This window comes from Liquorilactobacillus uvarum DSM 19971 (genome assembly GCF_001434935.1).
Lineage (GTDB): Bacteria > Bacillota > Bacilli > Lactobacillales > Lactobacillaceae > Liquorilactobacillus > Liquorilactobacillus uvarum.
On the sequence record NZ_AZEG01000027.1, the window covers coordinates 1 to 25,079 of the forward strand.

A 25,079-nucleotide genomic window follows, 5' to 3' on the forward strand; every position below is an offset into this window, starting at 1 on the left:
ACAGAATTAGAACGAGTGTTTAGAAAAAGATGTGCCATTTATTGACATAGGAGCAAATTGATTTTCTTAATATCGTAGAAACAGTAAAGCTAGATATTTATTTGCATACCACGCTTAATGATAACTCCACCTCTAAGTATATGATAATGTTTGCGATCTATTCAGGTGCTAGATTAAATGAGATACAAACCCTAACTTGGAAAAGTCTAAACTTTAAATTTAAAACAATGACCATCAATAAGTCTTAGAACAGAACAACAAAAAAGTTTAAAGATACAAAAAACGAATCATCCAAAAGGACAATTCGTTCAAATGATAAGATATTGGATTGCATTAACCAACTGAAAGATAACAACCATAATCAGATATTTGAGAACCAATCTCATGCTGTCTCGACATCGTCAGCAGCAAACAAGACACTGAGGCACACTCACGTAGCTTTCTTGCGTGAAAAACTTCATTCTTTTATGACTTTTTATGTTTTTTCAAATTAAGGAATACCATCAAATCAACGTTTTACATGTTAACCAATCATCTTAAATCATCTAAATAAGGAGAGTACAGGATTTGAACCTGCGCGCCGGTATAAACCGGTTCGCCGGATTTCGAGTCCGGTGCATTACCACTCTGCCAACTCTCCAACAACGATAAATAGTATACCAATTTATCGTAAAAAAAGCAATGGTCTTTTGTGTGTCACTCTAAACACAATCCCTGTGAACGGATAGCACTCAGCAATCGGTCTCGTTTAGTTTCACGCAAATCAAGCTTTTGCGAGGCCATTTGGTTTGTAAATGAATCTATTCTACGGTTAGCATCACGCAAGTCATAATATGTTTGTACGATCTGATCATAATCGTGCAACCTTTTCACATCAATGTCTTGCTTATACGTGTTTTCAAAAAAAGTAAACTCAGATGGCAAACGAGGCTTCATCTGAGGCTTTTGATTAGGTTCACCAACTTGAAGCCCTAGTATCGGATATGTCAGTTTTGGCAGTTTCAGTTCTTCAAGCAATTTGAAAGGATCATTATTGATACTTCCTAAAATAACGGCGCCTAAACCCATACTTTCGACTGCATTGACCACATTCTGAACGCTCAGAACCGTGTCCTGAACAGCCTGCATAAACATATCAGTTTTGTGGAGACGACCATCATTTTTACCCAATTGATGGCGTATCTGTTGATTACGGTAAAGATCCGCGATAAAAATAAAAAGATCTCCGTTGGCTCCAACATAACTTTGCCCAGTTATTTGTCTGATTCTGTCCCGCTTGCTCTCGGATGTAATATGTAAAATTGAGCATTGCTGTGTAAACATACTAGTTGATGTATGTTTTGCGACCTGCTTGATTGTTTCCAGCTCATCTGCTGTCAAATTATGATCTTTAAAAGCACGAATCGTCCGATGCTGTATCTGCTTGTTAACTGTCTGGTTTTTAATCAATTAATTTCCTCCTAACTAAACTCTAGCAGTATTTTGATTCCCTAAAATGATTTTGAAATACTTGATTCCACATTATTCCTGTCTTAATAAGGTTGACTTGGAAACAACAATAATTCACTAAGAATTATACGCTTACCACTTTTTTTTAGGCAACCATATTTTTGCTGTTATGGTGAAATTACAAAAATTTTACCATAAGATAAATTTACTTGCTATCAAAAAATGGCTTCATTCCCTCGTCATGAGGTCTATGAAGACACTTTTCTTGTATCTGCTATTCAATCATTCTTTATTTGCTGCTTACTACTTAACTTCTAATATTTTAACCTTCATGTTGCCACCAGGCGTTGGAATCGAAACTTCTTGCCCTAGCTTACATCCAACTAATCCTTTTGCGATCGGTGATTCATTTGAAATCTTACCGGAGAATGGGTCAGCTTCAGCGGCTCCAACTATTGTATAAGTTTCCGGTTCTTCATCTGGAAGCTCTTTGAAAGTGATTGTCTTACCGACCGCAATTTCGTCGGCATCAACATCTCCATTATCAATAATTTCAGCATGGTTTATCATTTGTTCAATTGTTTTGATTCGACCTTCAACAAATGATTGTTCATCTTTAGCGGACTCATATTCTGAATTTTCGGATAAATCCCCAAAGCCACGTGCTATTTTAATTCGTTCAATGATTTCAGCACGTTTTGACGTTTTTAAAGTTTCTAATTCTTCTTCTAATTTCTTTTTTCCCTCAAGGGTCATTGGATATTTTTTTTCTTCTGCCATTAACAAAACACCTCTTATAATATTAATTACGTTTAAAGCCTATCACAATCAAAACAATATAGGAAAAATAATCCCTTAAGGCCTATCACTAACCATGATTGCTTCGAAGTACATCTCTGGCCTTAGTTGTTAATAAATCGATAGCAACCTGATTTTTTCCGCCTTCTGGAACAATTATGTCTGCATATCGTTTAGTTGGTTCAACAAATTGATGATACATTGGTTTAACTGTCTTCAGATACTGATCAATAATCCACTGCAAAGACCGACCGCGTTCTTTGATGTCGCGCTTAATTCGACGAATGATTCGTATATCATCATCAGTATCGACAAAAACTTTGATATCCATCAAAGCCCGCAATCGTGGATCATGCAATACTAGAATTCCTTCAACAATAATTACCTCACGCGGTTCCTGCTTAAGTACTTTATCACTGCGTGTGAGTGTCTTGTAGTCATAGACAGGTATTGAAACTGATTTCCACTCTAACAAACTCTGCAGCTGGTTTAGCAATAAATCCGTATCGAAAGCATCTGGATGATCATAATTAACTTGAGCGCGCTCCTCAAGTGACATCTCAGATTGATCATTATAATATGAATCTTCCTGTAGCATCATCAATGAATAGCCTTGAAGTTGATTAAAAATAGCACGGCTAACTGTAGTTTTTCCGCTGCCGGAACCGCCTGTCACACCGATAATCACTGGACGTCGCCTAGTTGCTTGTTTCATCTTCACAAAATACTCCTTATAATCGCCATCATTAAGATTTTACAATAAAAAATACACTTTTAAGATCCTATTTTGCATTATTTTCCTTTGCTAACTTACTTGTTAAAGCCTGATGCTGTTCATATGTTTTAGAATAATAAACTTTTCCAGTCTTCATATTAGCAATAAAATACAAGTACCCTTTATCTCTATCAGTCGGATTCAAAACCGCTTTAATCGAAGTTAGACTTGGATTGTTGAACGGTCCTGGACCAACACCTTGATGAAGATACAAATTATATGGCGAATCGACCTTCAAGTCTTTGTAAGTTACATTTTTCTTATGTTTTCCTAATGCATAAAGAACAGAAATATCTGATTGGATCATCATCTTTTTATCTAAACGGTTTTCAAAAACACCTGCAATGCGATAACGGTCTTTTTCAGTCACCCCTTCGCGTTCAACTAAAGAAGCCAGTGTCATTACCTCTTGAACCGACATGTCTCGCTTCTTTGCTTCGTTATAATATGGTGTCATTACTGAATTTGTTTTTGCAACCATCTTCGTAACAAGTTCCTTCAAAGAAACATTTTTACCAGCATAATAAGTAGCAGGATATAAATAGCCTTCTAACTTATAGCGGACATTTTTCGCATTTACTGCTGAAGATAGCAAGTCCGGATACGTATTCTTAAGTTTATTGACAAAATCTTGATCATTCAACAATGCAAGAAAATCCTTTTTAGAAAAACGGGTGTTCGCTTGAACAACATCACCAATTGAATCAGCTGTCACACCCTCACGAATCAACACTTTACCCGAATAACGTGATTCGTTGCTACCGCCCTTTTGAAGCTTTTTCGAAATTTGCTTAAGAGTCATCGAAGGTTTCAATTCATAATAACCGGCCTTGAATTGACCATACTTTTTAGTTTTAACATAGTAGTCAAAAACGAAACCACTCTTGATCACTTTTTTCTCTTCAAGAATACTACCAATCTGCTTCGTTGTGCTTCCGATTGGTACCTTGATCTCTATTCTTTCATCGCTTTTTGAATTTAACGGCTGTAAGCCCCTATTTACATAGCGATAACCAATTACACCAACTGTAATGACCAATAGTACGATAACAAGCACAACACCTATAACTATTTGGCGTGCAAACTTTGTTTGTTTTGGCTTGTTATCATTATTATTTTTCTTGTCAGTGTTTTCATCTTTCTGGTTATCCAAATTATCCCTCCGTTCTTAAAACTGCTTTTCCTATTATACAAAAAATTTTTTTATTTTGCATTAATAATAATAGAAAAGCAATGAAATCATTATATTCCTAAAAAGCTAAAGAGATAGTACTTTTTCATTAAACTATTAGCGAATCTTAGCATTAAATTCTTCTTTTAATTTATCGATTACTTTATCGAAATCTTTAGTTACTTCTTCATCTAATAAAGTTGCTTCTTTATTTTGATAAGTCAACTTATATGCTAAAGATCTGAGGTTAGCTGCGATATGCTCGCCTTCATAGACATCAAATAGTTCAACTTTGGCCAGATTGTTACCACTATTTTTCTCAATACAATCTATAATATCGCTATTTTTAACATCCTTATCTACAGCCATTGCAACATCACGTGTGATAGCCGGATATTTTGAGACCGGAATATAACTTTTTACTTGTTTATCCATATCAATTATTTTTTGCAAATCCAATTCAAAAACATAAGTACGATCAATATGATATTCCTTACATAGGTTCGGATGGATTTCCCCAACAAAACCTAAAAATTCATCGTCAACGTAAATGTCCGCAGTTCTCCCAGGATGCATTTCTTCATGCCCATCAGCTTGGATATAGCTAATATTTTCGGTTATTCCTAATGCATGCAGCATATGCTCAACAATCCCTTTAGTTAAAAAGAAATCGACTGGTACCTTTGGTTCATGCCATGTTGCTGTTTTAAACAGGCCTGTCATAACCCCTGCAATGTGTTCTACCTCAATTGGTCGAACAGTACCTGCCTTCCTATAAAAGACCCTGCCCTGTTCATATAGAGCTACATCATCAACTTTTCGCGCAACATTATATGCTACATCATCTAAAAGGCCACTTACTAAATTCATTCTGGCAGTTGTGCGATCTGAACTCATGGGAAAATTAAGCTGAGTTGTCTCAGAAGGTTGCATCAAGAAACGACCGGCTTTTTCAGCTGTCGTTAACCCATAAGAAATAGCTTGTGTCAACCCAGCAGCTTCAAGCAATTGACGGGCTGCTCGAATCATTTTTTGTGAATGATTATAGTTTCCTGGTGTTAATTCACCCTTTGGTAATGTTGCTGGTAGTTTATCGTAGCCATAAATACGTGCAACTTCTTCTATTAAATCAGCTGCAATGCTAATATCCCAGCGACGCGGGGGAACCGAAACATTGAAGACCGCATTCGAAACATCCACGCCGAAACCTAGGCGTTTAAAGATATCTTCAACATCTGTAGACGCTAAACTCGTACCAAGAACCTTGTTGATTTTATCAAGTGAAACAGAAACTTCAACGGGAACTGCTTCTTCTTTTGTTCCTTCTGCAATTCCAGACACAATTTCACCATTTCCCAAGTCGGCAATTAATTGTGCAGCTGTATTCAAAGCTTCAACAACTGTTGCACGATTTATTCCACGTTCAAAGCGCATTGAGGCTTCACTGTGAAGATTGTGCCTTCTAGCTGTCTTACGGACTAATGATGAATTAAAGACCGCTGCCTCAAGTGCAACTGTCGTTGTTCCATTATCAACACCCGTGGCTTGTCCACCCATTGTCCCAGCTAATGCAATTGGGCCTTTCCCATCAGCTATTACAATATCATGAGAATTTAATTTACGTTCCTTCTCATCAATTGTTGTCAATACTTCACCTGGTTGAGCGAGTCGTACAATTATCTTTTTTTCACTAATTTTTCCATAATCAAAAGAATGCATTGGTTGACCATAATCCATCAAAATATAATTAGTTACATCAACGACATTATTTAGCGGACGAATACCAGCGTTCCAAAGACGCTTTTGCAACCACATTGGGCTTTCTCCAATTGTCACATTCTTAATTATACGCATCAGATATGTTGAAGCTAATTTAGAATCTGCTGCAATTTCTAGATAATTTTCAATATTGTCATTCTTACTTTCTTTAATCTCCAAACGGGGCAATGTAACTTTCTTATCGTATATTGCGGCTAGTTCATAAGCTGTCCCACGCATACTCAACATATCCGCACGATTCGGCGTCACATCAAGATCAATGATGTCTTCGTCCATTCCTAAATATGAATAAACCGGAGCTCCTGGTTCTGCATCTTCTGGCAAAAAATATATTCCATCAACAAATTTTTTTGGAACAACACTTTCGACAAAACCGATTTCCTGAAGTGCACAGATCATTCCTTCTGAAACCTCACCCCGCATTTTTCCGCGTTTTATCTTAACGTTGCCTGCAATACGTGAATTAGGAAGAGCGACAATCACTTTTTTATGTGCCGCGATATTGGGAGCTCCACAAATAATCTGTAAAGGTTCATCTTCGCCGACGTTCACTTGACAAATACGCAAATGATCTGAATCTGGATGTTTTTCGACCTTCAGTGTCTCGCCAACAACAATTTTTTTCAAACCTTTTTCAAGACGATATACTTCATCAACTTCAACTGCTGTCCTTTCAATCTTTTCAGCAAGAACTTGAGGTTCAACATCGATATTCACATAGTCACTTAACCACTTTGTTGAAATTTTCATATTTAATCTATCCTACCCTCTCTGTGAAAATTGTTTTAGAAAACGCATGTCATTCAAATAAAATTCGCGAATATCATCAACACCGTATTTCAGCATTGCAAAGCGGTCAGGACCTAACCCGAAAGCAAACCCACCATAAATATCAGCGTCAATACCCGACATTTTAAGAACATTTGGGTGTACCATCCCTGCACCTAAAACTTCGATCCAACCAGTTTGCTTGCAGACAGAGCAACCATCTCCACCACACTTAAAACAGGAAACATCAACTTCAACAGATGGTTCCGTAAATGGAAAATAACTAGGCCGCAAGCGAATTTCGCGTTCTTTTCCAAAAACTGTTCTAGCGATAAGCTGTAAAGTTCCTTTTAAATCTGCCATCGTAATACTTTTATCAATCACAAGTCCTTCGATTTGATGAAATTGATGTGAATGTGTAGCATCGTCGGTATCGCGGCGATAAACCTTGCCTGGAGAAATCATTTTTAGCGAACCTTTGGAAAAGTCATGCTTCTCCATCGTTCTTGCTTGGACAGGTGAGGTTTGTGTTCTCATCAAAAACTTATCGGTAATATAAAAAGTATCCTGCATATCACGTGCTGGATGATCTTTCGGCAAGTTCATCATTTCAAAATTATAATGATCTTCCTCAACTTCAGGTCCATCTACGACTTGATATCCCATTCCTAAAAAGAGTTTTTCGATTTGATCAATAACCTGCATAATAATATGTGGCTGCCCAATTTTAACGGGTACTCCCGGCAAAGTAACATCAAGCTTCTCTTCTTCTAATCGTTTTGAAGTTTTAATAATCTCGATACGTTCTTTTCTTTCAGAAATAGCATTCGAAAGCTCATCGCGAACTTTATTTGCAAAACTACCCACGTTGGGACGCTCTTCTTTTGGCAAATCTCGCATTCCACGCAAAACTTCTGTAATTGGTCCCTTTTTCCCTAATAAATTAACACGAATATCATTAATTTTCTTTAAATCTTTAGCATCATTGATTTCTTCAAGCGCATTTCTCTTAAGTTCAGTTAACTTATCCTTTAACCCCAAAATGTTTCATTCCTTTCATTTCAAAACAGATATTGACGGTCAGAAGTAAATGAGTACAAAAAAAGCCTCATCCCCCAAAAAGGGACGAGGCCTCGCGGTACCACCCTTGTTCCAGTGCAAAAAAGATTTAATCACACTGACACTTAACATGTTAACGGTCACGAAACAACCGGCACACTATTCATCTTGCGAATCCCAGTGGCAACTCAGGAAGTGAAATTCGAGTGATATCTCATAGAACACTCGCAGCCATTGTGTTCTTCTCTTGAATACGTCAATATCAACTGTACTCTTTTCCGTCTTCGTCTTTTACTAATTCACTATTCTAAACTCGAATCAAGCATTCGTCAAGGCTCACTAACAATCTTCTATGTCATACCATTTTTTAGACCAATGATGTAAGTTTCGCATAATACTCCTCAAATCCTCGCCTCGATCTGTTAATTGGTAACAAAAGCGGCAACTGTCTTCCAATGAAGTCTTCTGTACCAGACCAGCTTCTTCTAATTCTTTTAGTCGTTCAACAAGTACTCTGTCACTGCATTTTTGAACTTTAATTGCTAGATCTTTAAAACGCTGCGGTCCCTCGGTTAGTAAAACATCAATGATGAGTCCGTTCCATTTGCGACCCAAAATGCTGAATGTTTTCTCAAAAAAAGGACACTGCTCATAATTGTTGGCTGTTTTTAACATCAAATCACCTCCACTTTAAAGTCCTTGAATTAACTAATTGATTGTTATACAAAAAAAGATCCACAATTCACAGTCTGCAGATCTTTTCAAAAAGCCGCTTATTTAATGAGTCCCAAACCATGTTTAAGCCTAGACTCGTAACGTTCAAGCAGCGGAACACTCACTTCAGATGTTGCTTCATACTTATCAACGAAAGTTACAATGTAACCCTCCAAATAACGAGGAGGCACGATTGTTGCTCCCCACATATGTTTAATAATAATATCTTTTTCTAATTTTGATAATGTTGTAATCTTTTCTGCATTACGTACCGCAATTCGAGGATGAATCCATGCATGCGTCCCAGAACTGAATTTAGTGGTACGCCAATCATAATAAAACAGATCATGCAACAATCCAGCACGCGCAGTCGCTCTAGCATTAAGATGCATTCTCTTAGCAATCCGATAACTATCATAAGAGACAGAAATCGAATGTTCGAGTCGATTAGAAAAATAATGCTGCTTAAAATCCGCAAGTTTTTGAACTGCAGGTTTTTCAAGCAATTCGCCGACATAACTCATATATTCGGAATCTTTACGCCACTCATTCGTCTTCATGCAATTCCCCTTTTTATTATTCTAAGTACATAATAACTGATTTTAAATAATTTGCAATCCAAATGAACTATAACTTTGCTTCATTTAGATAAACTTAAAATTTAAGCTTTAAGCTGAAACATCAGTATTCCAGCAGCAACTGCAACATTTAATGATTCTGCATGACCTTTTATAGGAATATAGAGATTGTGAGTTGTAGACTTTAAAAGTTCTTCATGCATGCCATTCCCCTCATTTCCCATAACAACAGCAAAATCACGGAATTTTCCGACTGTATCATATGGCTTGGCGTCTGGATTCAACTCAGTTCCGAAAACAGGCACATGCTGTGTATGCATTTGCTGAATCCACTTATTTAATGAACCTGTGAGCACTTTGATATGGAACTGGCTGCCTTGCATTGCCCTAACAACTTTGGGTTGAAAAACATCCGCTGTCCCATCTCCAAATATTACACCTGAAAATCCAGCAGCATCTGCCGTCCTCACCATGGTTCCAATATTACCAGGATCCTGAACTGAATCTAACATTAACCACGCTCCTTGGAGAAAAGTCTCATCATCATGAGTATTTTCTAAGGAAATAACCGCAAAAATACCTTGCGGACTCGGAGTTTCGCTTAAATGATTCGCAACTTCTTCTGAAATAACAATGATTTCATATTTATTCTTGTTCATAGCTTCAATTTCATCAATATATTTAAAACTTTCTGTCATAAGCAGAAGTTTTATATTTATGTCTGCCATAAAAGCTTCTTTCACTAAGTGCCAACCATCTAAAAGATAAGCTTTTTGTTTCTGTCTTCCTTTTTTAGTAGCAAGTTTTTTCCATTCCTTGACCTGTTTGTTTTGTGCCGACCGAATTACTTTCATTTTCTTCCTCTTCCACATTTTCAACTAAGGCTATAAGTATAGCATATTATTCGTCTGTTCGTTTATACTGAATATATAATAAGATTGTTCAAATCACAAGTTAGGAGGATTATTATTATGCAAGCTGTAAAATTACACGTGTATGGCCGCGTACAAGGCGTTGGTTTCAGATACTGTACCAAGATGGTAGCAGATCAGCTTGAAATTTCAGGTATCGTACGCAACGAACCAGATGGTTCCGTCTATATCGAGGCACAAGGTAAACTTTCTGAATTGGAGACCTTTATTGAAAAAATCAAAACCTCCCCTACGCCTAGCGGCAAAGTTGAAAAATTAGTTATTACTAAAATACCGCCAATTGATTATTCGAGTTTTCAGATTACTTACTAAACAATAAAAAGCAGTCCATCATAATACTTTTAAACTTTTTTCACAAAAGCGACTCTTACTATCTGCCAATTCTATGAGTTGATTGAAAAAGGGGGACTAATACAGTATAGTTATAAACGTAGTTTATTTGAAAGGGTATGAATGATGAAAAAATTAAAACAGTTAACTTTGATACCAGCATTTCTAACAGTTACTTTGCTTCTTAGCGGCTGTGTTCAAAGAACAAAAAGCGGCAAACCTTATGGTCTGATTTATGATCATTTAGCAATACCAGGACAACATTTGCTTGTTTGGTTATCAAGTCATCTTGGCGGCAGTTATGGATGGGCCATTATTGTCATCACGTTCATCGTACGAATGGCATTACTTCCTGTCATGCTCAAACAATCAAAAAATGCAACGATTCAGCAGGAAAAGATGGCTTCAGTCAAACCACAGATGGCTGACATTCAAAAGCGACAAAAAGATGCAAAAACACAAGAAGAAAAGGCAGCAGTTAGTCAGGAAATGATGCAAATTTATCGTGATAACGGCATTTCCATGACTGGTGGTATCGGCTGTCTTCCCTTATTAATTCAGATGCCAATTTTTGCAGCATTGTATGCTGCTATCCAGTATTCTCCAGAACTTTCGCGTTCCTATTTTATGGGTATCAACCTAGGAAAAACCAGTTTTGTATTTACAGTTCTTTCATTTATTGTTTATGCACTTCAAGGTTACCTTTCAACAATCGGAATACCTAAGGAACAGAAGAAGCAAATGCAGTCGATGATGTTAATCAGTCCAATTATGATTACATTTATGACAATTATTTCACCTGCTGGCTTAGGCCTTTACTTCTTCATCGGTGGAATTTTTGCATGTGTACAAACTGTCCTTATCAATTTGATGCGTCCAAAAATACGTGCTGAAATACAAGCACAAATGAAAAAGAATCCTCCAAAAAAGGTAACCGTATCACCTGCACCAGTTTCCAAAAAGGTTGTTGAGGATACACAAAAACATAGTAAAACAGTTAATCACAATAGTAATCGAAAACGAAACGCCGGTAAGCAAAATCGAAGTTAAATGCTAAGTACTCCTTCTTGATCTTCAGTAACTAGAACTAAAATTTATTAAAAAAATAATAGCAGGATATTCGAATCTAATGAATATCCTGCTATTATTTTAATCTAATTTTTTTACCTGACTTCATTTTCCTTGGCTTTTTCATCACTATCATTGCTCTTTTGAACTATCGGCAACGAGATTCTAAAAACTGAACCTTGTCCAAGAACACTTTCAACCGTTAGTTTTCCATGATAGCCCTCAATCAAGCGTTGTGCAATGGATAAACCAAGTCCATTGCCACCCTTGTCGCGACTACGAGCCTTATCAACACGGTAGAAGCGATTGAATACACGTTTGATATTTTCTTGAGAGATACCCTCACCAAAGTCCTGAACTGCAATATCCACATATCTTGCATTTTTTGCAACAGACAAATGAATTTCTTCGCGTTTAGTTGAATATTTCACAGCATTGTCCAACAGAATAATTAAAACCTGTTCCAAATGGTTACGATACATTCGAACTGCTGTCGATTCATTCAAATCATCATCAAGGACAAAAGCAAAATCCGGTTTGATCATCTTAAAGTTGTTAAAGACTTGCAGTACCACTTCCCGCGCATCTGTAATTTCTTTGCCAAAATGAATTTCAACCTGTTCAGCTCGAGACAGATCAAGCATTTCCTGAACCAAGCTCTTCATCCTATTTATTTCCTGCAATGAGGCAGAAATTGACTCAGACAGTACTTCTGGATCATCTTTTCCCCAGCGATTCAACAATTCAAGATGACCTTGTATTATTGCAACTGGAGTTCGTAGCTCGTGCGAAACATCCTCAACAAACTGTTGCTGCTGCTCAATATAACGCTGCATTTGGTCAAGCATGTTATTGAATAAATTGCCTAAATTTGAAAGCTCATCATTGTAGCGCAGTGCAGGAACACGGATATTTGCCACCGGATCTCCATCTTCTGCTTCGTTAATTTTATCGATCGTCTTATTGATGTCACCAATTGGCCGTAGCAACCACAGGGACAAAACATATCCCAAAAGTGAACTAGCTAGCACAGCTGTTAATCCAAACACAAGAAAAATCAAAAGCAGCTTGTTACGTGCAGCATCATATTCGACCAAGCGATTAGTAACTTGGATATATCCTCGAAGTTTGTGATTATCCTTCGAATAAATCGCACTACGTTGAACAAAAACATTAGTCTCGCCGACCTTTTGAATTTTCTCAGATGAACCTGCGCGCGTAAATTTAACTGGAACTCTACGTGAAGCAAAAAGCATTTTCCCACTTAAATTATATACACTAACACCAATATTCTTACGCGAAAGAGTAACAAAAAGTGAATCAGAATATAGACTAGAAGAGTTTTCTTCTCTGTCTTCAACTGAATTGAAATTAGAACTGAGCAAAGGCTTAACCATACTCCTTGTCAATTCATCATCTCTTCGACTTAAACGCCCGGATACAACACTAACTGCATCTGTTACATATTGTTTCTCTTGTTTCAATAAAATATTCGAAAAGCTTTGATACAACAAGGCCGCAAAAACAGCAAAAATCAACAAAACACCGATTCCAGTTCCAATTGACCATTTCATTTTTAACGAAAACCTGTATGCATGTTTTTTATTCTGTGCTTTTTTCACCTTGCTTTTCATCACGAACGCATCACATACCCGGTTCCACGAACTGTCTGAATATAACTTTCTTCGTCAGGTCTATCAATCTTATTACGCAAGTATCTGATATAAACATCAACGACATTAGTTTCGATTTGTGATTCATAACCCCAAACTTTTTTCAAAAGAACGTCACGTGCTAAAACAACATTCACATTTTCCATCAAGGCAAGTAGTAATTCATATTCGCGTTTAGTCAATTCAATTATCTCATCTCCGCGACGAACAACTCTGTTTTCCTTTTCAATTGTCAGATCACGATAAGTAACTTTTGTTTGTTTAGAAGCATTTTGTTCGCTTTCAATATCAATTCTTCTTAAAAGGGCGCGCAAACGTGCTAACAATTCTTCAATCGCAAACGGTTTGACAATATAATCATCAGCACCATGATCAAGACCAGATACCCGATCAATAACTGAATCACGTGCTGTCATCATAATAATCGGCGTATTCTTTGTCTGACGGACTCGACGACATACCTCCAAGCCATTTAGAACTGGCAGCATCAGATCTAGTAGGATTGCATCCCAATCCTGTTCCAAGGCAGCCTCAAGGCCCGTACGTCCATTATAATGAACTTGAGTTTCATACCCCTCATGTTGTAATTCAAGCTCGACAAATCGAGCTAGATTCTTTTCATCTTCTATTATTAAAATTCGACTCATTGTGTACACTCCTATGACTTTCTGTTTATTTTAAAATATCCAAATCCTTATTAATCACTATTTAATATCACCTATGCTTAATTTAACACAAAAAATAAAAATATTCGTTATCTTAATTAAATTTTTTTGTTTTTGATGGCTTTTGCCTAATCTAGACCTTAAAAAAAACAATGAATCCTTTTGATCCATTGCTCTTTCGTTTAAATAGACACCCAGAATAACAAAAATTATTTACTCTTCATGATACCACTCATAGTGATATGTGCCTTCTTTATCAGTACGTTCATAAGTATGTGCCCCAAAATAATCTCGTTGAGCTTGAATTATATTTGCTGGTAAAACTTCAGAACGATATTGATCAAAGTAAGTAATAGCTGCAGTAAATCCAGGTACAGCAACCCCTGCTTTAATTGCAAGAGCAGCAACATCTCGAACAGCGGCTTGATAATTATCAGTAATATCCTTAAAATATGGATCAAGCATCAGATTATTCAATGCCTGATCGCTGTTAAACGCATCAGTAATCTTCTGTAAAAATTGTGCCCTGATGATACAACCTTCACGCCAAATCATAGCTAAATCACCATACTTAAGGTTCCAGCTATAGTGCTCTGAAGCAACACGCAACTGTTCAAATCCCTGCGCATAACTCATTATTTTACTGAAATACAAAGCTCGTCGTATCTTTTCAACAAACTCTTTTTTATCGATATTCAATTCACTTAGGTTCGGACCACTGAGAACTTTGCTAGCTGCCACACGCTCACTCTTCAAAGCTGAAATATAGCGTGCATACACAGACTCAGTAATTAATGATTGTGGCACACCCAACTCAAGTGCACTTTGAGAACTCCATTTCCCAGTACCTTTATTGCCAGCACGATCTAAAATGACATCAACAACTGGTTTACCAGTTCCTTCATCATCCTTACGAGTAAGAATATCAGCAGTAATCGACATTAAGTAACTGTCTAATTCACCCCTGTTCCATTCTTCAAAAATTGCCGCAATCTCTTCAACATCTAACTTCAAAACATTACGCAATAAGTTATAACTTTCTGATATTAACTCCATATCACCATATTCAATTCCATTATGCACCATTTTAACATAATGTCCCGCACCATCCGGTCCAATGTAGGTAACACATGGTGTGCCATCTTCAGCTTTAGCTGAAATTTTCTCTAAGATAGGAGCAACTAAATCATAAGCAGCCTTTTGTCCACCAGGCATTAATGATGGCCCTTCAAGAGCTCCTTTTTCACCACCAGAGACACCCATACCGATGAAATTGATTCCAGATTGGTCAAGCTCAGCATTACGACGAACTGTATCTTCAAAGAAGGTGTTCCCTCCATCGATCAGAACATCCCCCTTTGTTAAATGAGGGAGTAACTGCTTGATCATTCCATCAGTTGGTGCTCCAGCCTTGACCATTATGATTATTCGGCGAGGAGTCTCTAAAGAATTTACAAATTCTTTAATCGAATAACTCGGAACCAGATGTTTTTCGGGATGATCAGCGACCACCTTTTCTGTTTTTGAACCTGTTCTATTATATAAAGCAACAGTGTAACCACGACTTTCAATATTAAGAGCAAGGTTCTTACCCATAACAGCCATACCGATCACACCAATTTGCGGCTTATCCATGATCAAACCTCCTACATTATTCATTTACTTCCTAATGTTACCAAAAACAAGAACAAAATTAAAGCAGCATTAGCAAATTGTCGCGATAAAACAAAATTCACTGGAATTTATTTCAAGCAAAAAGCCAAGAACTTCAAAATTCTTGGCTTGGCAACAACTATGCTTAAGAAGCCTTTTTATCATCTACAACTAATTTAGGCAAACGATTGCCGTCAACACTACTTTTATTGACAACAACTTTTTTTATGTCGTCACGACTAGGAATTTCATACATGACGTCTCGCATGGTATTTTCAATGATTGAGCGCAGCCCACGCGCTCCTGTGTTACGTTCGATAGCAAGACGTGCAACTTCCTTCAAGGCACTGGGTTCAAAATTCAAACCGACATCATCCAATTCCAAAAGCTTGGAATACTGTTTAACTAAAGCATTTTTAGGCTCCGTTAAAATGCGAACCAAGTCATCTTCATCTAATTTTTCAAGTGCAGTCAAAATTGGAAGACGACCTATAAACTCAGGAATCAGTCCAAATTTTAAGAGATCCTCAGGGATTATCTGCTGCATCAAACTTTTGTTTTCGTCATAAGATTGTTTAGTGTCTACACCAAAACCAATTGCCTTATCACCCAAACGATTTTTAACCATTGTTTCAATTCCATCAAAAGCTCCTCCGACGATAAACAAAATATTCGTTGTATCAATCTGAATGAGCTCCTGCTGTGGATGCTTTCGTCCCCCTTGAGGAGGAACGCTTGCAACTGTTCCCTCTAAAATCTTTAAAAGTGCCTGCTGAACACCTTCGCCAGAAACATCACGTGTTATCGAAACATTTTCACTTTTCTTTGCTATTTTATCAATTTCATCAATATAGATAATTCCGCGTTCAGCACGTTCAACGTCAAAATCAGCATTCTGTAATAATTTCAAGAGTATGTTTTCTACATCTTCACCAACATATCCGGCCTCTGTCAGTGTCGTTGCATCTGCAATTGCAAAAGGAACACGCAATATTTTAGCTAAACTTTGAGCAAGAAATGTCTTACCTGAACCCGTTGGTCCAACTAAACAAATATTACTCTTCTGTAGCTCTGTATCATCCGTGCTCTCTTCCAATGCGGCGTTGACACGTTTGTAATGATTATATACTGCAACTGCTAATGTCTTTTTCGCTTGCTCCTGACCAATCACATACTGATTCAATATATCAACAATTTCGCGTGGTTTAGGCACACTTAAGAGTTCTTCCGATGCCTGTTCTCTGAATTCTTCATCAATTATTTCTTTGCACAAGTCAATACACTCATTACAGATATATACTCCAGGGCCTGCAACAATTTTTTTAACTTGATCTTGAGATTTGCCACAAAATGAGCATACGACCGGTCCATTTTTATCCGTATTTTCAAATATCTTTATCCCCCTTAATACCATCTTTATTCTTACATTCTAACAAACTAACATTCTAAAGGCTAACAGTTAGTTCTATAATACATTGGATTAACAAATAAAGAAAAGCCAAGAAACAAAGAATCACGTTGGCTGTAAAAAGTCCAACGTGATTAGATATCAAATATAAACCTGATTAACTATTTATTTGTTTCCGTCTTCCGTTGTCTTTTTTTCACGAGTCTGCTTTGCAGAATCAGCTATTTCATCAACAACTTTGCGGATAGCAATATCATGCTTCAACATATCGTTACTCAAAGCTGAACGAACAGCATCTTGTTCCATATTGTACTGCTCAGCTAATTTCTTAATTTCAGCATCGATATCTTCATCACTAACGTTAACATCCTCAGTTGCAACAATTGCTTCAAGCACTAAGTTTGTTTTAACGCGTTTTTCAGCATCCTTTTCAAACTGTTTATGCAAGTCAGCTTCAGTTGTTCCTGTCAGCTTATAGTATGTTTCTGCATTAATGCCTTGTTGTTGCATTCCTGCCAAATACTGATCCATTTGACGATGAATATCATCTTCGATCATTGCATCAGGAATCTCGCCAATTTTAGCATTTTCAACAGCTTGATCAATTGCTTCATCTTGAATTGCAGCCTTAGCATCTGCAACCTTCTTTTCTTTAAGCTCGTCTTTAATCTTTGCCTTTAATTCTTCAAGTGTGTCGACTTCTTCATCAACATCTTTAGCAAAATCATCATCCAATTCTGGAAGTTGCTTTTCTTTAACTTCATGAACTGTAACGTCAAAGACTGCCTCTTTGTTTCTTAAATCCTCAGCTTGGTAATCTTCTGGGAAAGTAACCTTAACAGCTACTTTATCACCAGCTTTGTGACCAATCAATTGATCCTCAAAACCAGGAATAAATGAATTAGAACCTAATTCAAGTGAATGGTTCTCAGCCTTTCCACCTTCAAATGGTTCACCATCGATTTTACCTTCAAAATCAATGATAGTAGTATCACCCTTTTTAGCTGGTTCGTCTTCTTTTAAGACTAATTCAGCTTGTTCCTGACGTTTCTTCTCAAGTTCAGCTTCAATATCAGCTACAAGAACACGTGTTGGATGAGGTGTTACTTCCAAGCCTTTATACTCACCAAGTTCAACTTCAGGTTCAACAGTTACTTCGGCAGTTAAAACCCAGTTTTTGTCTTTTTCTAAACTCTCAACATCAACCTTAGGCTGATCAACTGGTTTAATTTTTGTTTCTTGCACAGCTGCTGAATATGCATCTGGCAATAAGATGTTTAAAGCATCTTGGTAAAGTGATTCTTCGCCATACATTCTATTGAAAATTTGACGAGGAACTTTACCCTTTCTGAATCCTGGAACATTTAGATTTTTCTTAACACGTTTAAAAGCGGCATCTAAGCCTTCTTTTATTTTATCAGGTGTAATTTCAAAGGTTAACTTTCCAGTGTTTGCACCTTGTTTTTCCCATTTTGTAGACATTATTTTCCCTCCGAGCGAAAAAATTTGTACAATTTATTTACTAATTGCATACTAAGCTAGTTTACCGTAGTTGAAGCAAATTGTAAATAATTCTTGCTAAAAAAAGCAAAAACCCGCCAAATTAGCACATGTTACGTATATTTTAACATTTATGCCTCGACAATTTACTCATATCCGCAAGAAAAGCTGACCTACATAAACCGTTTTATTCCAAACAACAGCAAAAACTTAGTTTAAATTTCAATGTCTAAGCTTTGCAGCACCATTTAAAATCCAGTTACAATGTCCGCCATATTCATACTTGCATCAATTACTACCTGTTTTAAAACTAAAAAAACCCGCTACAAGCGCGAGTAAGTTCTTTCTATAATTTCTCTTGATAACGAATTACCAAAATTATAAATACAAAAAAAGTTCGGAAAATTCCGAACTTTTAAAGTAAAATTAGTCGTCAATTTCTGAGACAACACCAGCACCAACGGTACGGCCACCTTCACGAACAGTGAATTTAAGACCTTTTTCAATAGCAACTGGAGCAATCAATTCAACTGTAAATGTTACGTTATCACCAGGCATAACCATTTCTACGCCTTCTGGCAATTCGATAACACCAGTAACATCAGTTGTATGGAAGTAGAATTGAGGACGATAGTTTGAGAAGAATGGAGTATGACGTCCACCTTCTTCTTTAGTCAAGATATAAACTTCACCCTTGAACTTCTTATGTGTTTGAATTGAACCAGGTGCAGCAAGAACTTGTCCACGTTCAACTTGCTCACGGTTAACACCACGTAACAACGCACCAACGTTATCCCCAGCTTCACCAAGATCAAGTGTCTTGCGGAACATTTCCAACCCAGTGATAGTTGTCTTCAAGACATCGTCTCTCAAACCAACAATTTCAATTTCGTCACCGACTTTAACTGTACCACGATCAATACGTCCAGAAGCAACTGTACCACGTCCAGTGATTGTGAAGACATCTTCAACAGGCATCAAGAATGGTTTGTCAGTAGGACGTTCTGGCGTTGGAATATATTCATCAACTGTATCCATTAATTCTTGGATTTTAGCTTCTGCATCTGCATCGCCTTCAAGAGCTTTCAAAGCAGAACCACGGATAACTGGAATATCATCACCAGGGAAATCATATTCGCTTAATAATTCACGAACTTCCATTTCAACTAAGTCTAATAATTCTTCATCATCAACCAAGTCACACTTGTTTAAGAATACAACAATGTAATCAACACCAACCTGGCGAGCAAGTAAGATATGTTCACGTGTTTGTGGCATAGGACCATCGGTTGCAGCAACAACTAAGATAGCACCATCCATCTGAGCAGCACCAGTAATCATATTTTTAACGTAATCAGCATGCCCTGGAGCATCAATATGTGCATAATGACGTTTTTCTGTCTCATATTCAACGTGAGCAGTGTTGATTGTAATACCACGTTCACGTTCCTCTGGAGCAGCATCGATTGAAGCATAATCTTCAGCCTTTGCTAATCCTTTGGCTGCTAAAACTTTTGTAATAGCAGCTGTTAAAGTTGTTTTCCCATGATCAACATGGCCAATTGTACCAATATTTACATGGGGTTTTGTTCTTTCATAATGTTCTTTTGCCATTAATACGAACCTCCTGTATTTTTGCAAGAAAAATCCGCAACAAAAACAATTGCTGATAATCCTTTAAATTTTATTATACTACTTCCGAACGGAAATACCAAGTTTTAGTTATCCCGTAAAGAAGAATCCTTAAGCTATTATATAGACGAAAGAACTATTTGTAAATACTTAAGTTTGAAAAAAAGAAATTGTCTTAAAAATGAGTAATATTAATTTATTTGCCACGTTGAAAGCTCGTTCTCAAGTAGTTCAGCCCACTTCTTGATTTGACATGGAAATTGTAGCGAGGGATCATCCATTAAAAGTGCATGCAACCACAGTTTTGTTGGTTGGACTAACTCCTGTTCGTATGGATAAAGCAAAATTAACTTTAATCTGACTTCACGCCAGTATTCAGTCTGCAAGACCTGATTTTTATCACTAAAAATTTTTGTTTGAAAATAATTATAAATAGCTGTATTTTCCAATTCATGTAATTTTCCAGGCACTAATGTGTATTTTCCCTGATCAATAAAATAAAACGAAACTTCATTCATCACCTGCAGTACTCTAAAATCATCAAGAATATTCGCTTTTATTAATGAATGAATATCAGGATCATTAAGAAGATACTCCCCAACTTGAAAAAAAATTTTGCTAGGCAAAAGATAAGCTTTTTTAAAGATTACTCTCTGTTCAAGTGCACCATTTTGTCCGCAATGCATAATCTTTTTTCTCAAAACATCAATCAAGCTGTTCTTCTCTATTAAATAACTTCTTTCTTCTGCTGCAATTAATGCCATAAAACTTTTTCTTTCTGCTTCGCTTAAATAATCATCTATTGAAATAAGAATTTTCTTTAAATGTATAAAGTGTCCCGCTTTAGCATTAATTATAATATATTTTTCAAAATAATCGTTATTTCTTATATATTCAGAGAGATATTCTTCAGCTAAATTTCCAGCTGTTTCATAATCACCATGTTTGGCCAATGCAGTTGTAAGCAAGAAATTGCTGCGAAAACTTTTCTTATTGATATAACATTCTGTTAACAGCTCACAGGCTTGCCCGTATGCGTTATTACTAAGTGCTGTCACTCCTCGTTCAAACAATAATGAGTAATCTTTCTCCACACTAACCCTCCTCAACAAAAAAGGTTGGGACATTTTTGCCCTAACCCTTAATTTACTGCTAGTTTCCATAAGTCATCAAAGCCATATTCCTCTGATTGCTTACTATCACAATATACTTTTAGCTATATTCAAAATTATTTTGCTGCTCTTTTATCAATGAGAACAAAACTAATCCTTATCAACAGTCGGTTTCTTTTTTTTCTTGTTAAAATGACGATGCTGATTAATTTCCATAATCACAGGTAAGATGACCGGATGCCGCTTAGTATGCTCATATAGAAAATGATTTAACTGTTCACGAACATCTTGTTTCAAATGTCCCCAGTCAAACTCCTTGTTATCAAGATTCTGTTGAACTGCCTTTGAAACAAGTTCTGCACTTTCAGTCATCAAGTCATGGCTTGTTTTTACATATACAAAACCACGTGAGGTAATCTTAGGTGTCTCAACAATTTTTTTCTTACGCCTATCAATCGTAACAACTGCAATGAAAACACCATCTTCAGATAGAATTTTACGGTCACGCAATACAATATTGCCTATATCGCCAACACCGCTTCCATCAATCAGTGTATTTCCAACTTCAAACGATGACGCCAGCAGTAATTTATCATGATCATATTCCAAAATATCACCTTTTGAAGTAATAAAAATATGATCTTTAGTAATTCCCAACTCACGTGCCCATTCAGCATTAGCAGCCAATAACCTGTATTCGCCTTGAACCGGGATAACATACTCTGGTTTAAGCAAATTCATCATCAATTGAAGATCATTGCGGCTAGCATGACCAGAAGAATTAAGCTCATCCGAAATAGCTTTGACATCCGCACCTGCACGATAAATCATATCTCTTGTTTTAGCAACGACTGTTTCCATTGCATGTGATGGAGTTGTTGTAATGAACACCAAATCTCCCTCATGTAATGCAACTTCATGGTGCTTTTTGGTCGCCATTTTCTGCAGAGATTTTAATGGTTCACCTGAACGACCTGTTTCTAAAATGACCAGCTTTTCATCTGAATATTTATCAACATCTTTAATCGAAATCAATAAATCCTCTGTCGGCAGATGTAATTTTCCTAAATCAAGTGCAGTATCCACAATTTCTTCGATGTCGTGTCCTGTTAAAGCAACTTTACGTCCATTTTTTGCCGCTGCATCAAAAATTTGTTGGATTCGCAATATGTTTGATGCAACACATGCAACAATAATACGCCCATTGCGATATTCAAAATTATCACTGATGAATTCAAATATCTTGCTCTCATTTACTGTTTCTTTAGGATTTTCAGCATTAGCTGAATCGCTCATCAACGCCAAAACTCCACGACTACCAATTTCAGCTAGACGAGCTAAGTCAGTCCGATAGCCTTTAGCCGCTGTTTGATCAAATTTAAAATCTCCTGTATAAACAATACTACCCTTATCTGTCTTAATAACAATCCCAATCGATTCTGGGATAGAATGTGTTGTTTTAAAGGCAGAAACTGTTGCATCATTGAAATCTATTTCGGTTTGATCATTAATAACATGGAAATCATCAAATTTGGCTACTTTAGGATCATTTCGGACACTTATTTTTGCCAAGGCAATTGTCATTTCAGTACCAAAAACCGGCACATCAAACTCACTAAGAAAATAAGGTAATGCACCAATTGCATCCGCATGTCCGTGTGTTAAAAACACCCCAACTATTTTATTTGCGTTTTCACGCAAATAACCAAAATCGGGTATTACAATATCAATTCCTAATAATTCATTTTCAGGATATTTTAACCCGCAATCTAAAACGTAGATTTCATCATTCACCTCAACGGCGTACATATTTTTTGCATTTTCTCGTACTCCGCCAAGTGGAATGATTTTTATTTTACTCATTCTTTCACCTCTCTTTTAAATACCTAGTTTTTTCACTAATTCTTCTGTCCTGCTCTCGCTTAATGGCAGAATTGGCAAACGGCATTTACCAACTTCAATTCCCTTGTAATTTAAAGCTGCTTTAACAGGGCTAGGAGAAGGCGCTGAAAAGACAGCGACCATTTTGGGAGTCAAGTCACACATCAAAGCTCCAGCCTTTTTATATTGACCATCATCAACCGCCCTGTACATTTCATTTATCTCATTTCCATATAAATGTGCAGCAACAGATATAACACCCTGTGCCCCAAGCGTCTTAGCAGCCAATGCATCTGCATCCTCTCCAGTATAAACTAAAAAGTCATCAGGTGTCTCAGATACGATTCGGGCTAGATTTACATTTCCCGTACAATCTTTAAGCCCGATAATATTGGGATTTTTTGCAAGCTTAGCAATTGTCTCTACCTCCATCGTAACACCTGTGCGCCCAGGAATGTTATAGATAAACAAAGGCAGCTCGCTTTTATCAGCCACTGCAGTAAAATGAGCTATCATCCCAGCCTGATCAGGCTTATTATAGTAAGGCACTACCACAAGCGCTGCATCAACTCCCTTTATTTTTGCAACCTTATTCGTGAACTCAATTGTGGCACTCGTGGAATTAGAACCAGTTCCTGCAATTATTGGGACTCTGTTTTTTGCTAGTTTAACTGTTTCAGCTATTAAAGCCAATTTTTCCGCTTCTGTCAAAGTCGGAGTTTCCCCAGTTGTTCCAGAAACCAAAATTCCTTGGCTGCCGTTTTCCAATAAATAATTAATTAACTTCTCAAGACGTGAATAGCTAACGGCACCATCCTCCGCAAAGGGTGTAACCATAGCCGTGATAATCTCAGCTTTTTTCAAATCCATTTTTAACCCTCACTTTATTTTGGTACACGCAATAAATCCAAAGCATGCAATCTTTCCGCTATTTGTACCGAATTCCAAGCAGCACCTTTTAACAAATTATCCGAAACACAGTACAAATGAAAAGCATTGGACTGTTCCTGATCGGGACGAACACGCCCAACAAAAGTCTCTTTTTTCCCTTCTGCGTTTACCGCTTGAGGATAAATCTGGTTCTCCGGATCATCCTCCAAAACGACCCCAGGGGCTCTTTTTAAAAGGTCATGCAGTTTTGAAACCGTGGCACCATTTTTTTCTAATTCAAACCAAACCGATTCAGAATGTGCAACGGCAACTGGAACACGCACACAAGTTGCAGTTACTTGGATATTCTCATCTTCCATTATTTTCTTTGTTTCGTGGATCATCTTCCACTCTTCATGAGTATAACCGTCATCTTCGAATACATCAATTTGTGCTAAAGGATTGAATGCAATCTGATAATGTTTCTTATCACCAGCAACTGGAAGAATCTGCGGTTCGTAAGCTTCACCATTCAAAACTGCTTCCGTTTCGTCATGCAGCTCCTTGATGGCCCGATTTCCCGCACCTGAAACAGCCTGCAACGTTGTAACGATTACTTTTTTTAGACCGAAGGCTTTACGAATAGGTTCGAGTGCAACAACCATTTGAATCGTAGAACAATTAGGATTAGCAATCAATCCTTTATGCTGATAGAGCGCATTTTCATTAACTTCTGGAACGACTAGTGGCACTTCTGGATCCATTCTAAACGCACTTGTATTATCAACAACAACAGCGCCTCTTTTGACAGCTTCTGGTGCAAACTTTTTAGAAACACCGCCACCAGCTGAAAATAATGCTAAATCGATTTCTTCGAATGATTCAGGTACCAATTCTTCAACAGTTATTTCTTGTTCTTTAAACTTAAGAATTTTTCCCGCAGAGCGTTTTGATGCTAGATACTTTACATTAGCAATCGGCAGGCTTGATTGTTCCAGCATCTCAATCATGCGTGTACCAACTGCACCTGTTGCGCCAACAACGGCGACACGATATCCGTTCATATTGAAAACCTTCTTCTCACTTTATTGAAACATAATTATACCACATTTAACACCTTCATTGGGGCGTTTTAGAACCAACAGTTCAAAAAATTGCATTTCAATTAGAATGAACATCTTATTTTAACTTATTTACTATAAAAAAATGGGGCCGTGCCATAAGTCCTTCAAAACAAAAGAGATTAGTGAAAATCGTTCTTTGA

At 37.1% G+C, this 25,079-nt stretch carries 21 protein-coding genes, 1 tRNA gene and 1 other annotated feature; of the genes, 2 read left to right on the forward strand and 20 right to left on the reverse strand.

Annotation, left to right across the window (positions count from 1 at the left end; all coding sequences use genetic code 11):
- Positions 1-552: 552 nt before the first annotated feature.
- The 10 genes from FD20_RS10125 to FD20_RS10170 all read right to left on the reverse strand — a co-directional run bounded on the left by FD20_RS10125 (position 553) and on the right by FD20_RS10170 (position 9,945).
- Positions 553-640 (reverse strand) — tRNA-Ser (locus FD20_RS10125).
- A gap of 56 nt (positions 641-696) precedes the next feature.
- Complete coding sequence (locus FD20_RS10130) at positions 697-1,449, reverse strand: nitroreductase family protein (protein WP_057738275.1); 753 nt, start codon at positions 1,447-1,449, stop codon at positions 697-699.
- A 303-nt stretch (positions 1,450-1,752) separates the two neighbouring features.
- A complete protein-coding gene (gene greA / locus FD20_RS10135; RefSeq protein WP_057738278.1) occupies positions 1,753-2,229 on the reverse strand; it encodes a transcription elongation factor GreA in 477 nt (158 codons plus the stop codon).
- An 88-nt stretch (positions 2,230-2,317) separates the two neighbouring features.
- Positions 2,318-2,962 (reverse strand): uridine kinase, encoded by a 645-nt coding sequence (gene udk, locus FD20_RS10140; protein ID WP_057738280.1) that lies wholly within the window; start codon positions 2,960-2,962, stop codon positions 2,318-2,320.
- Positions 2,963-3,029: 67 nt separating this feature from the next.
- On the reverse strand, positions 3,030-4,175 hold the full coding sequence (mltG, locus tag FD20_RS10145; protein WP_057738282.1) for an endolytic transglycosylase MltG: 1,146 nt from the start codon (positions 4,173-4,175) through the stop codon (positions 3,030-3,032).
- Between the two features lie 135 nt (positions 4,176-4,310).
- On the reverse strand, positions 4,311-6,722 hold the full coding sequence (gene pheT / locus FD20_RS10150; RefSeq protein ID WP_057738284.1) for a phenylalanine--tRNA ligase subunit beta: 2,412 nt from the start codon (positions 6,720-6,722) through the stop codon (positions 4,311-4,313).
- A 12-nt stretch (positions 6,723-6,734) separates the two neighbouring features.
- Complete coding sequence (gene pheS, locus FD20_RS10155; RefSeq protein WP_057738286.1) at positions 6,735-7,781, reverse strand: phenylalanine--tRNA ligase subunit alpha; 1,047 nt, start codon at positions 7,779-7,781, stop codon at positions 6,735-6,737.
- Positions 7,782-7,858: 77 nt separating this feature from the next.
- Positions 7,859-8,093, reverse strand: a binding site (T-box leader).
- Between the two features lie 45 nt (positions 8,094-8,138).
- On the reverse strand, positions 8,139-8,474 hold the full coding sequence (locus FD20_RS10160) for a winged helix-turn-helix transcriptional regulator (protein WP_057738288.1): 336 nt from the start codon (positions 8,472-8,474) through the stop codon (positions 8,139-8,141).
- Between the two features lie 98 nt (positions 8,475-8,572).
- Positions 8,573-9,073 (reverse strand): HD domain-containing protein, encoded by a 501-nt coding sequence (locus FD20_RS10165; protein ID WP_057738289.1) that lies wholly within the window; start codon positions 9,071-9,073, stop codon positions 8,573-8,575.
- Positions 9,074-9,174: 101 nt separating this feature from the next.
- The gene (locus tag FD20_RS10170) at positions 9,175-9,945 is read right to left on the reverse strand and encodes a TrmH family RNA methyltransferase (RefSeq protein ID WP_057738291.1); all 771 of its coding nucleotides are present in this window, start codon (positions 9,943-9,945) and stop codon (positions 9,175-9,177) included.
- 117 nt (positions 9,946-10,062) lie between these two features.
- Between FD20_RS10170 and FD20_RS10175 the strand changes: the two genes are divergently transcribed.
- On the forward strand, positions 10,063-10,335 hold the full coding sequence (locus FD20_RS10175) for an acylphosphatase (RefSeq protein WP_057738293.1): 273 nt from the start codon (positions 10,063-10,065) through the stop codon (positions 10,333-10,335).
- A 144-nt stretch (positions 10,336-10,479) separates the two neighbouring features.
- Positions 10,480-11,403, forward strand: a complete 924-nt coding sequence (gene yidC / locus FD20_RS10180; protein ID WP_057738295.1) for a membrane protein insertase YidC — start codon at positions 10,480-10,482, stop codon at positions 11,401-11,403.
- A gap of 113 nt (positions 11,404-11,516) precedes the next feature.
- Here the strand turns inward: yidC and FD20_RS10185 are convergent, their stop codons facing one another.
- The 10 genes from FD20_RS10185 to FD20_RS10230 all read right to left on the reverse strand — a co-directional run bounded on the left by FD20_RS10185 (position 11,517) and on the right by FD20_RS10230 (position 24,879).
- Positions 11,517-13,043: a HAMP domain-containing sensor histidine kinase gene (locus FD20_RS10185; protein WP_420864743.1), complete on the reverse strand. Its 1,527-nt coding sequence runs from the start codon at positions 13,041-13,043 to the stop codon at positions 11,517-11,519.
- A gap of 11 nt (positions 13,044-13,054) precedes the next feature.
- On the reverse strand, positions 13,055-13,741 hold the full coding sequence (locus FD20_RS10190) for a response regulator transcription factor (RefSeq protein ID WP_034986724.1): 687 nt from the start codon (positions 13,739-13,741) through the stop codon (positions 13,055-13,057).
- 231 nt (positions 13,742-13,972) lie between these two features.
- Entirely contained in the window at positions 13,973-15,394 is a 1,422-nt protein-coding gene (gene gndA / locus FD20_RS10195; RefSeq protein ID WP_057738299.1) for an NADP-dependent phosphogluconate dehydrogenase, read from the reverse strand.
- Between the two features lie 163 nt (positions 15,395-15,557).
- Positions 15,558-16,805, reverse strand: coding sequence for an ATP-dependent Clp protease ATP-binding subunit ClpX (clpX, locus tag FD20_RS10200; protein ID WP_057738313.1), 1,248 nt, complete (start codon positions 16,803-16,805; stop codon positions 15,558-15,560).
- A 180-nt stretch (positions 16,806-16,985) separates the two neighbouring features.
- The gene (tig, locus tag FD20_RS10205; protein WP_057738301.1) at positions 16,986-18,302 is read right to left on the reverse strand and encodes a trigger factor; all 1,317 of its coding nucleotides are present in this window, start codon (positions 18,300-18,302) and stop codon (positions 16,986-16,988) included.
- Between the two features lie 444 nt (positions 18,303-18,746).
- On the reverse strand, positions 18,747-19,934 hold the full coding sequence (gene tuf, locus FD20_RS10210; RefSeq protein ID WP_057738303.1) for an elongation factor Tu: 1,188 nt from the start codon (positions 19,932-19,934) through the stop codon (positions 18,747-18,749).
- 209 nt (positions 19,935-20,143) lie between these two features.
- Positions 20,144-21,046: a hypothetical protein gene (locus tag FD20_RS10215; RefSeq protein ID WP_057738305.1), complete on the reverse strand. Its 903-nt coding sequence runs from the start codon at positions 21,044-21,046 to the stop codon at positions 20,144-20,146.
- Positions 21,047-21,214: 168 nt separating this feature from the next.
- Positions 21,215-22,927, reverse strand: a complete 1,713-nt coding sequence (locus FD20_RS10220; RefSeq protein ID WP_057738307.1) for a ribonuclease J — start codon at positions 22,925-22,927, stop codon at positions 21,215-21,217.
- A 15-nt stretch (positions 22,928-22,942) separates the two neighbouring features.
- On the reverse strand, positions 22,943-23,815 hold the full coding sequence (gene dapA, locus FD20_RS10225; protein WP_057738309.1) for a 4-hydroxy-tetrahydrodipicolinate synthase: 873 nt from the start codon (positions 23,813-23,815) through the stop codon (positions 22,943-22,945).
- Positions 23,816-23,829: 14 nt separating this feature from the next.
- On the reverse strand, positions 23,830-24,879 hold the full coding sequence (locus FD20_RS10230) for an aspartate-semialdehyde dehydrogenase (RefSeq protein WP_057738311.1): 1,050 nt from the start codon (positions 24,877-24,879) through the stop codon (positions 23,830-23,832).
- Positions 24,880-25,079 lie beyond the last annotated feature (200 nt).

Excerpts from the sequence above, each read along its gene's own strand:
- FD20_RS10160 (WP_057738288.1), bottom strand. The coding sequence starts at position 8,474 with ATGTTAAAAACAGCCAACAATTATGAGCAGTGTCCTTTTTTTGAGAAA.
- yidC (WP_057738295.1), top strand. The coding sequence starts at position 10,480 with ATGAAAAAATTAAAACAGTTAACTTTGATACCAGCATTTCTAACAGTT.
- FD20_RS10175 (WP_057738293.1), top strand. The coding sequence starts at position 10,063 with ATGCAAGCTGTAAAATTACACGTGTATGGCCGCGTACAAGGCGTTGGT.
- FD20_RS10165 (WP_057738289.1), bottom strand. The coding sequence starts at position 9,073 with ATGAAGACGAATGAGTGGCGTAAAGATTCCGAATATATGAGTTATGTC.
- tig (WP_057738301.1), bottom strand. The coding sequence starts at position 18,302 with ATGTCTACAAAATGGGAAAAACAAGGTGCAAACACTGGAAAGTTAACC.
- tuf (WP_057738303.1), bottom strand. The coding sequence starts at position 19,934 with ATGGCAAAAGAACATTATGAAAGAACAAAACCCCATGTAAATATTGGT.
- FD20_RS10220 (WP_057738307.1), bottom strand. The coding sequence starts at position 22,927 with ATGAGTAAAATAAAAATCATTCCACTTGGCGGAGTACGAGAAAATGCA.
- greA (WP_057738278.1), bottom strand. The coding sequence starts at position 2,229 with ATGGCAGAAGAAAAAAAATATCCAATGACCCTTGAGGGAAAAAAGAAA.
- pheT (WP_057738284.1), bottom strand. The coding sequence starts at position 6,722 with ATGAAAATTTCAACAAAGTGGTTAAGTGACTATGTGAATATCGATGTT.
- FD20_RS10230 (WP_057738311.1), bottom strand. The coding sequence starts at position 24,879 with ATGAACGGATATCGTGTCGCCGTTGTTGGCGCAACAGGTGCAGTTGGT.
- udk (WP_057738280.1), bottom strand. The coding sequence starts at position 2,962 with ATGAAACAAGCAACTAGGCGACGTCCAGTGATTATCGGTGTGACAGGC.
- FD20_RS10170 (WP_057738291.1), bottom strand. The coding sequence starts at position 9,945 with ATGAAAGTAATTCGGTCGGCACAAAACAAACAGGTCAAGGAATGGAAA.
- gndA (WP_057738299.1), bottom strand. The coding sequence starts at position 15,394 with ATGGATAAGCCGCAAATTGGTGTGATCGGTATGGCTGTTATGGGTAAG.
- FD20_RS10190 (WP_034986724.1), bottom strand. The coding sequence starts at position 13,741 with ATGAGTCGAATTTTAATAATAGAAGATGAAAAGAATCTAGCTCGATTT.
- dapA (WP_057738309.1), bottom strand. The coding sequence starts at position 23,815 with ATGGATTTGAAAAAAGCTGAGATTATCACGGCTATGGTTACACCCTTT.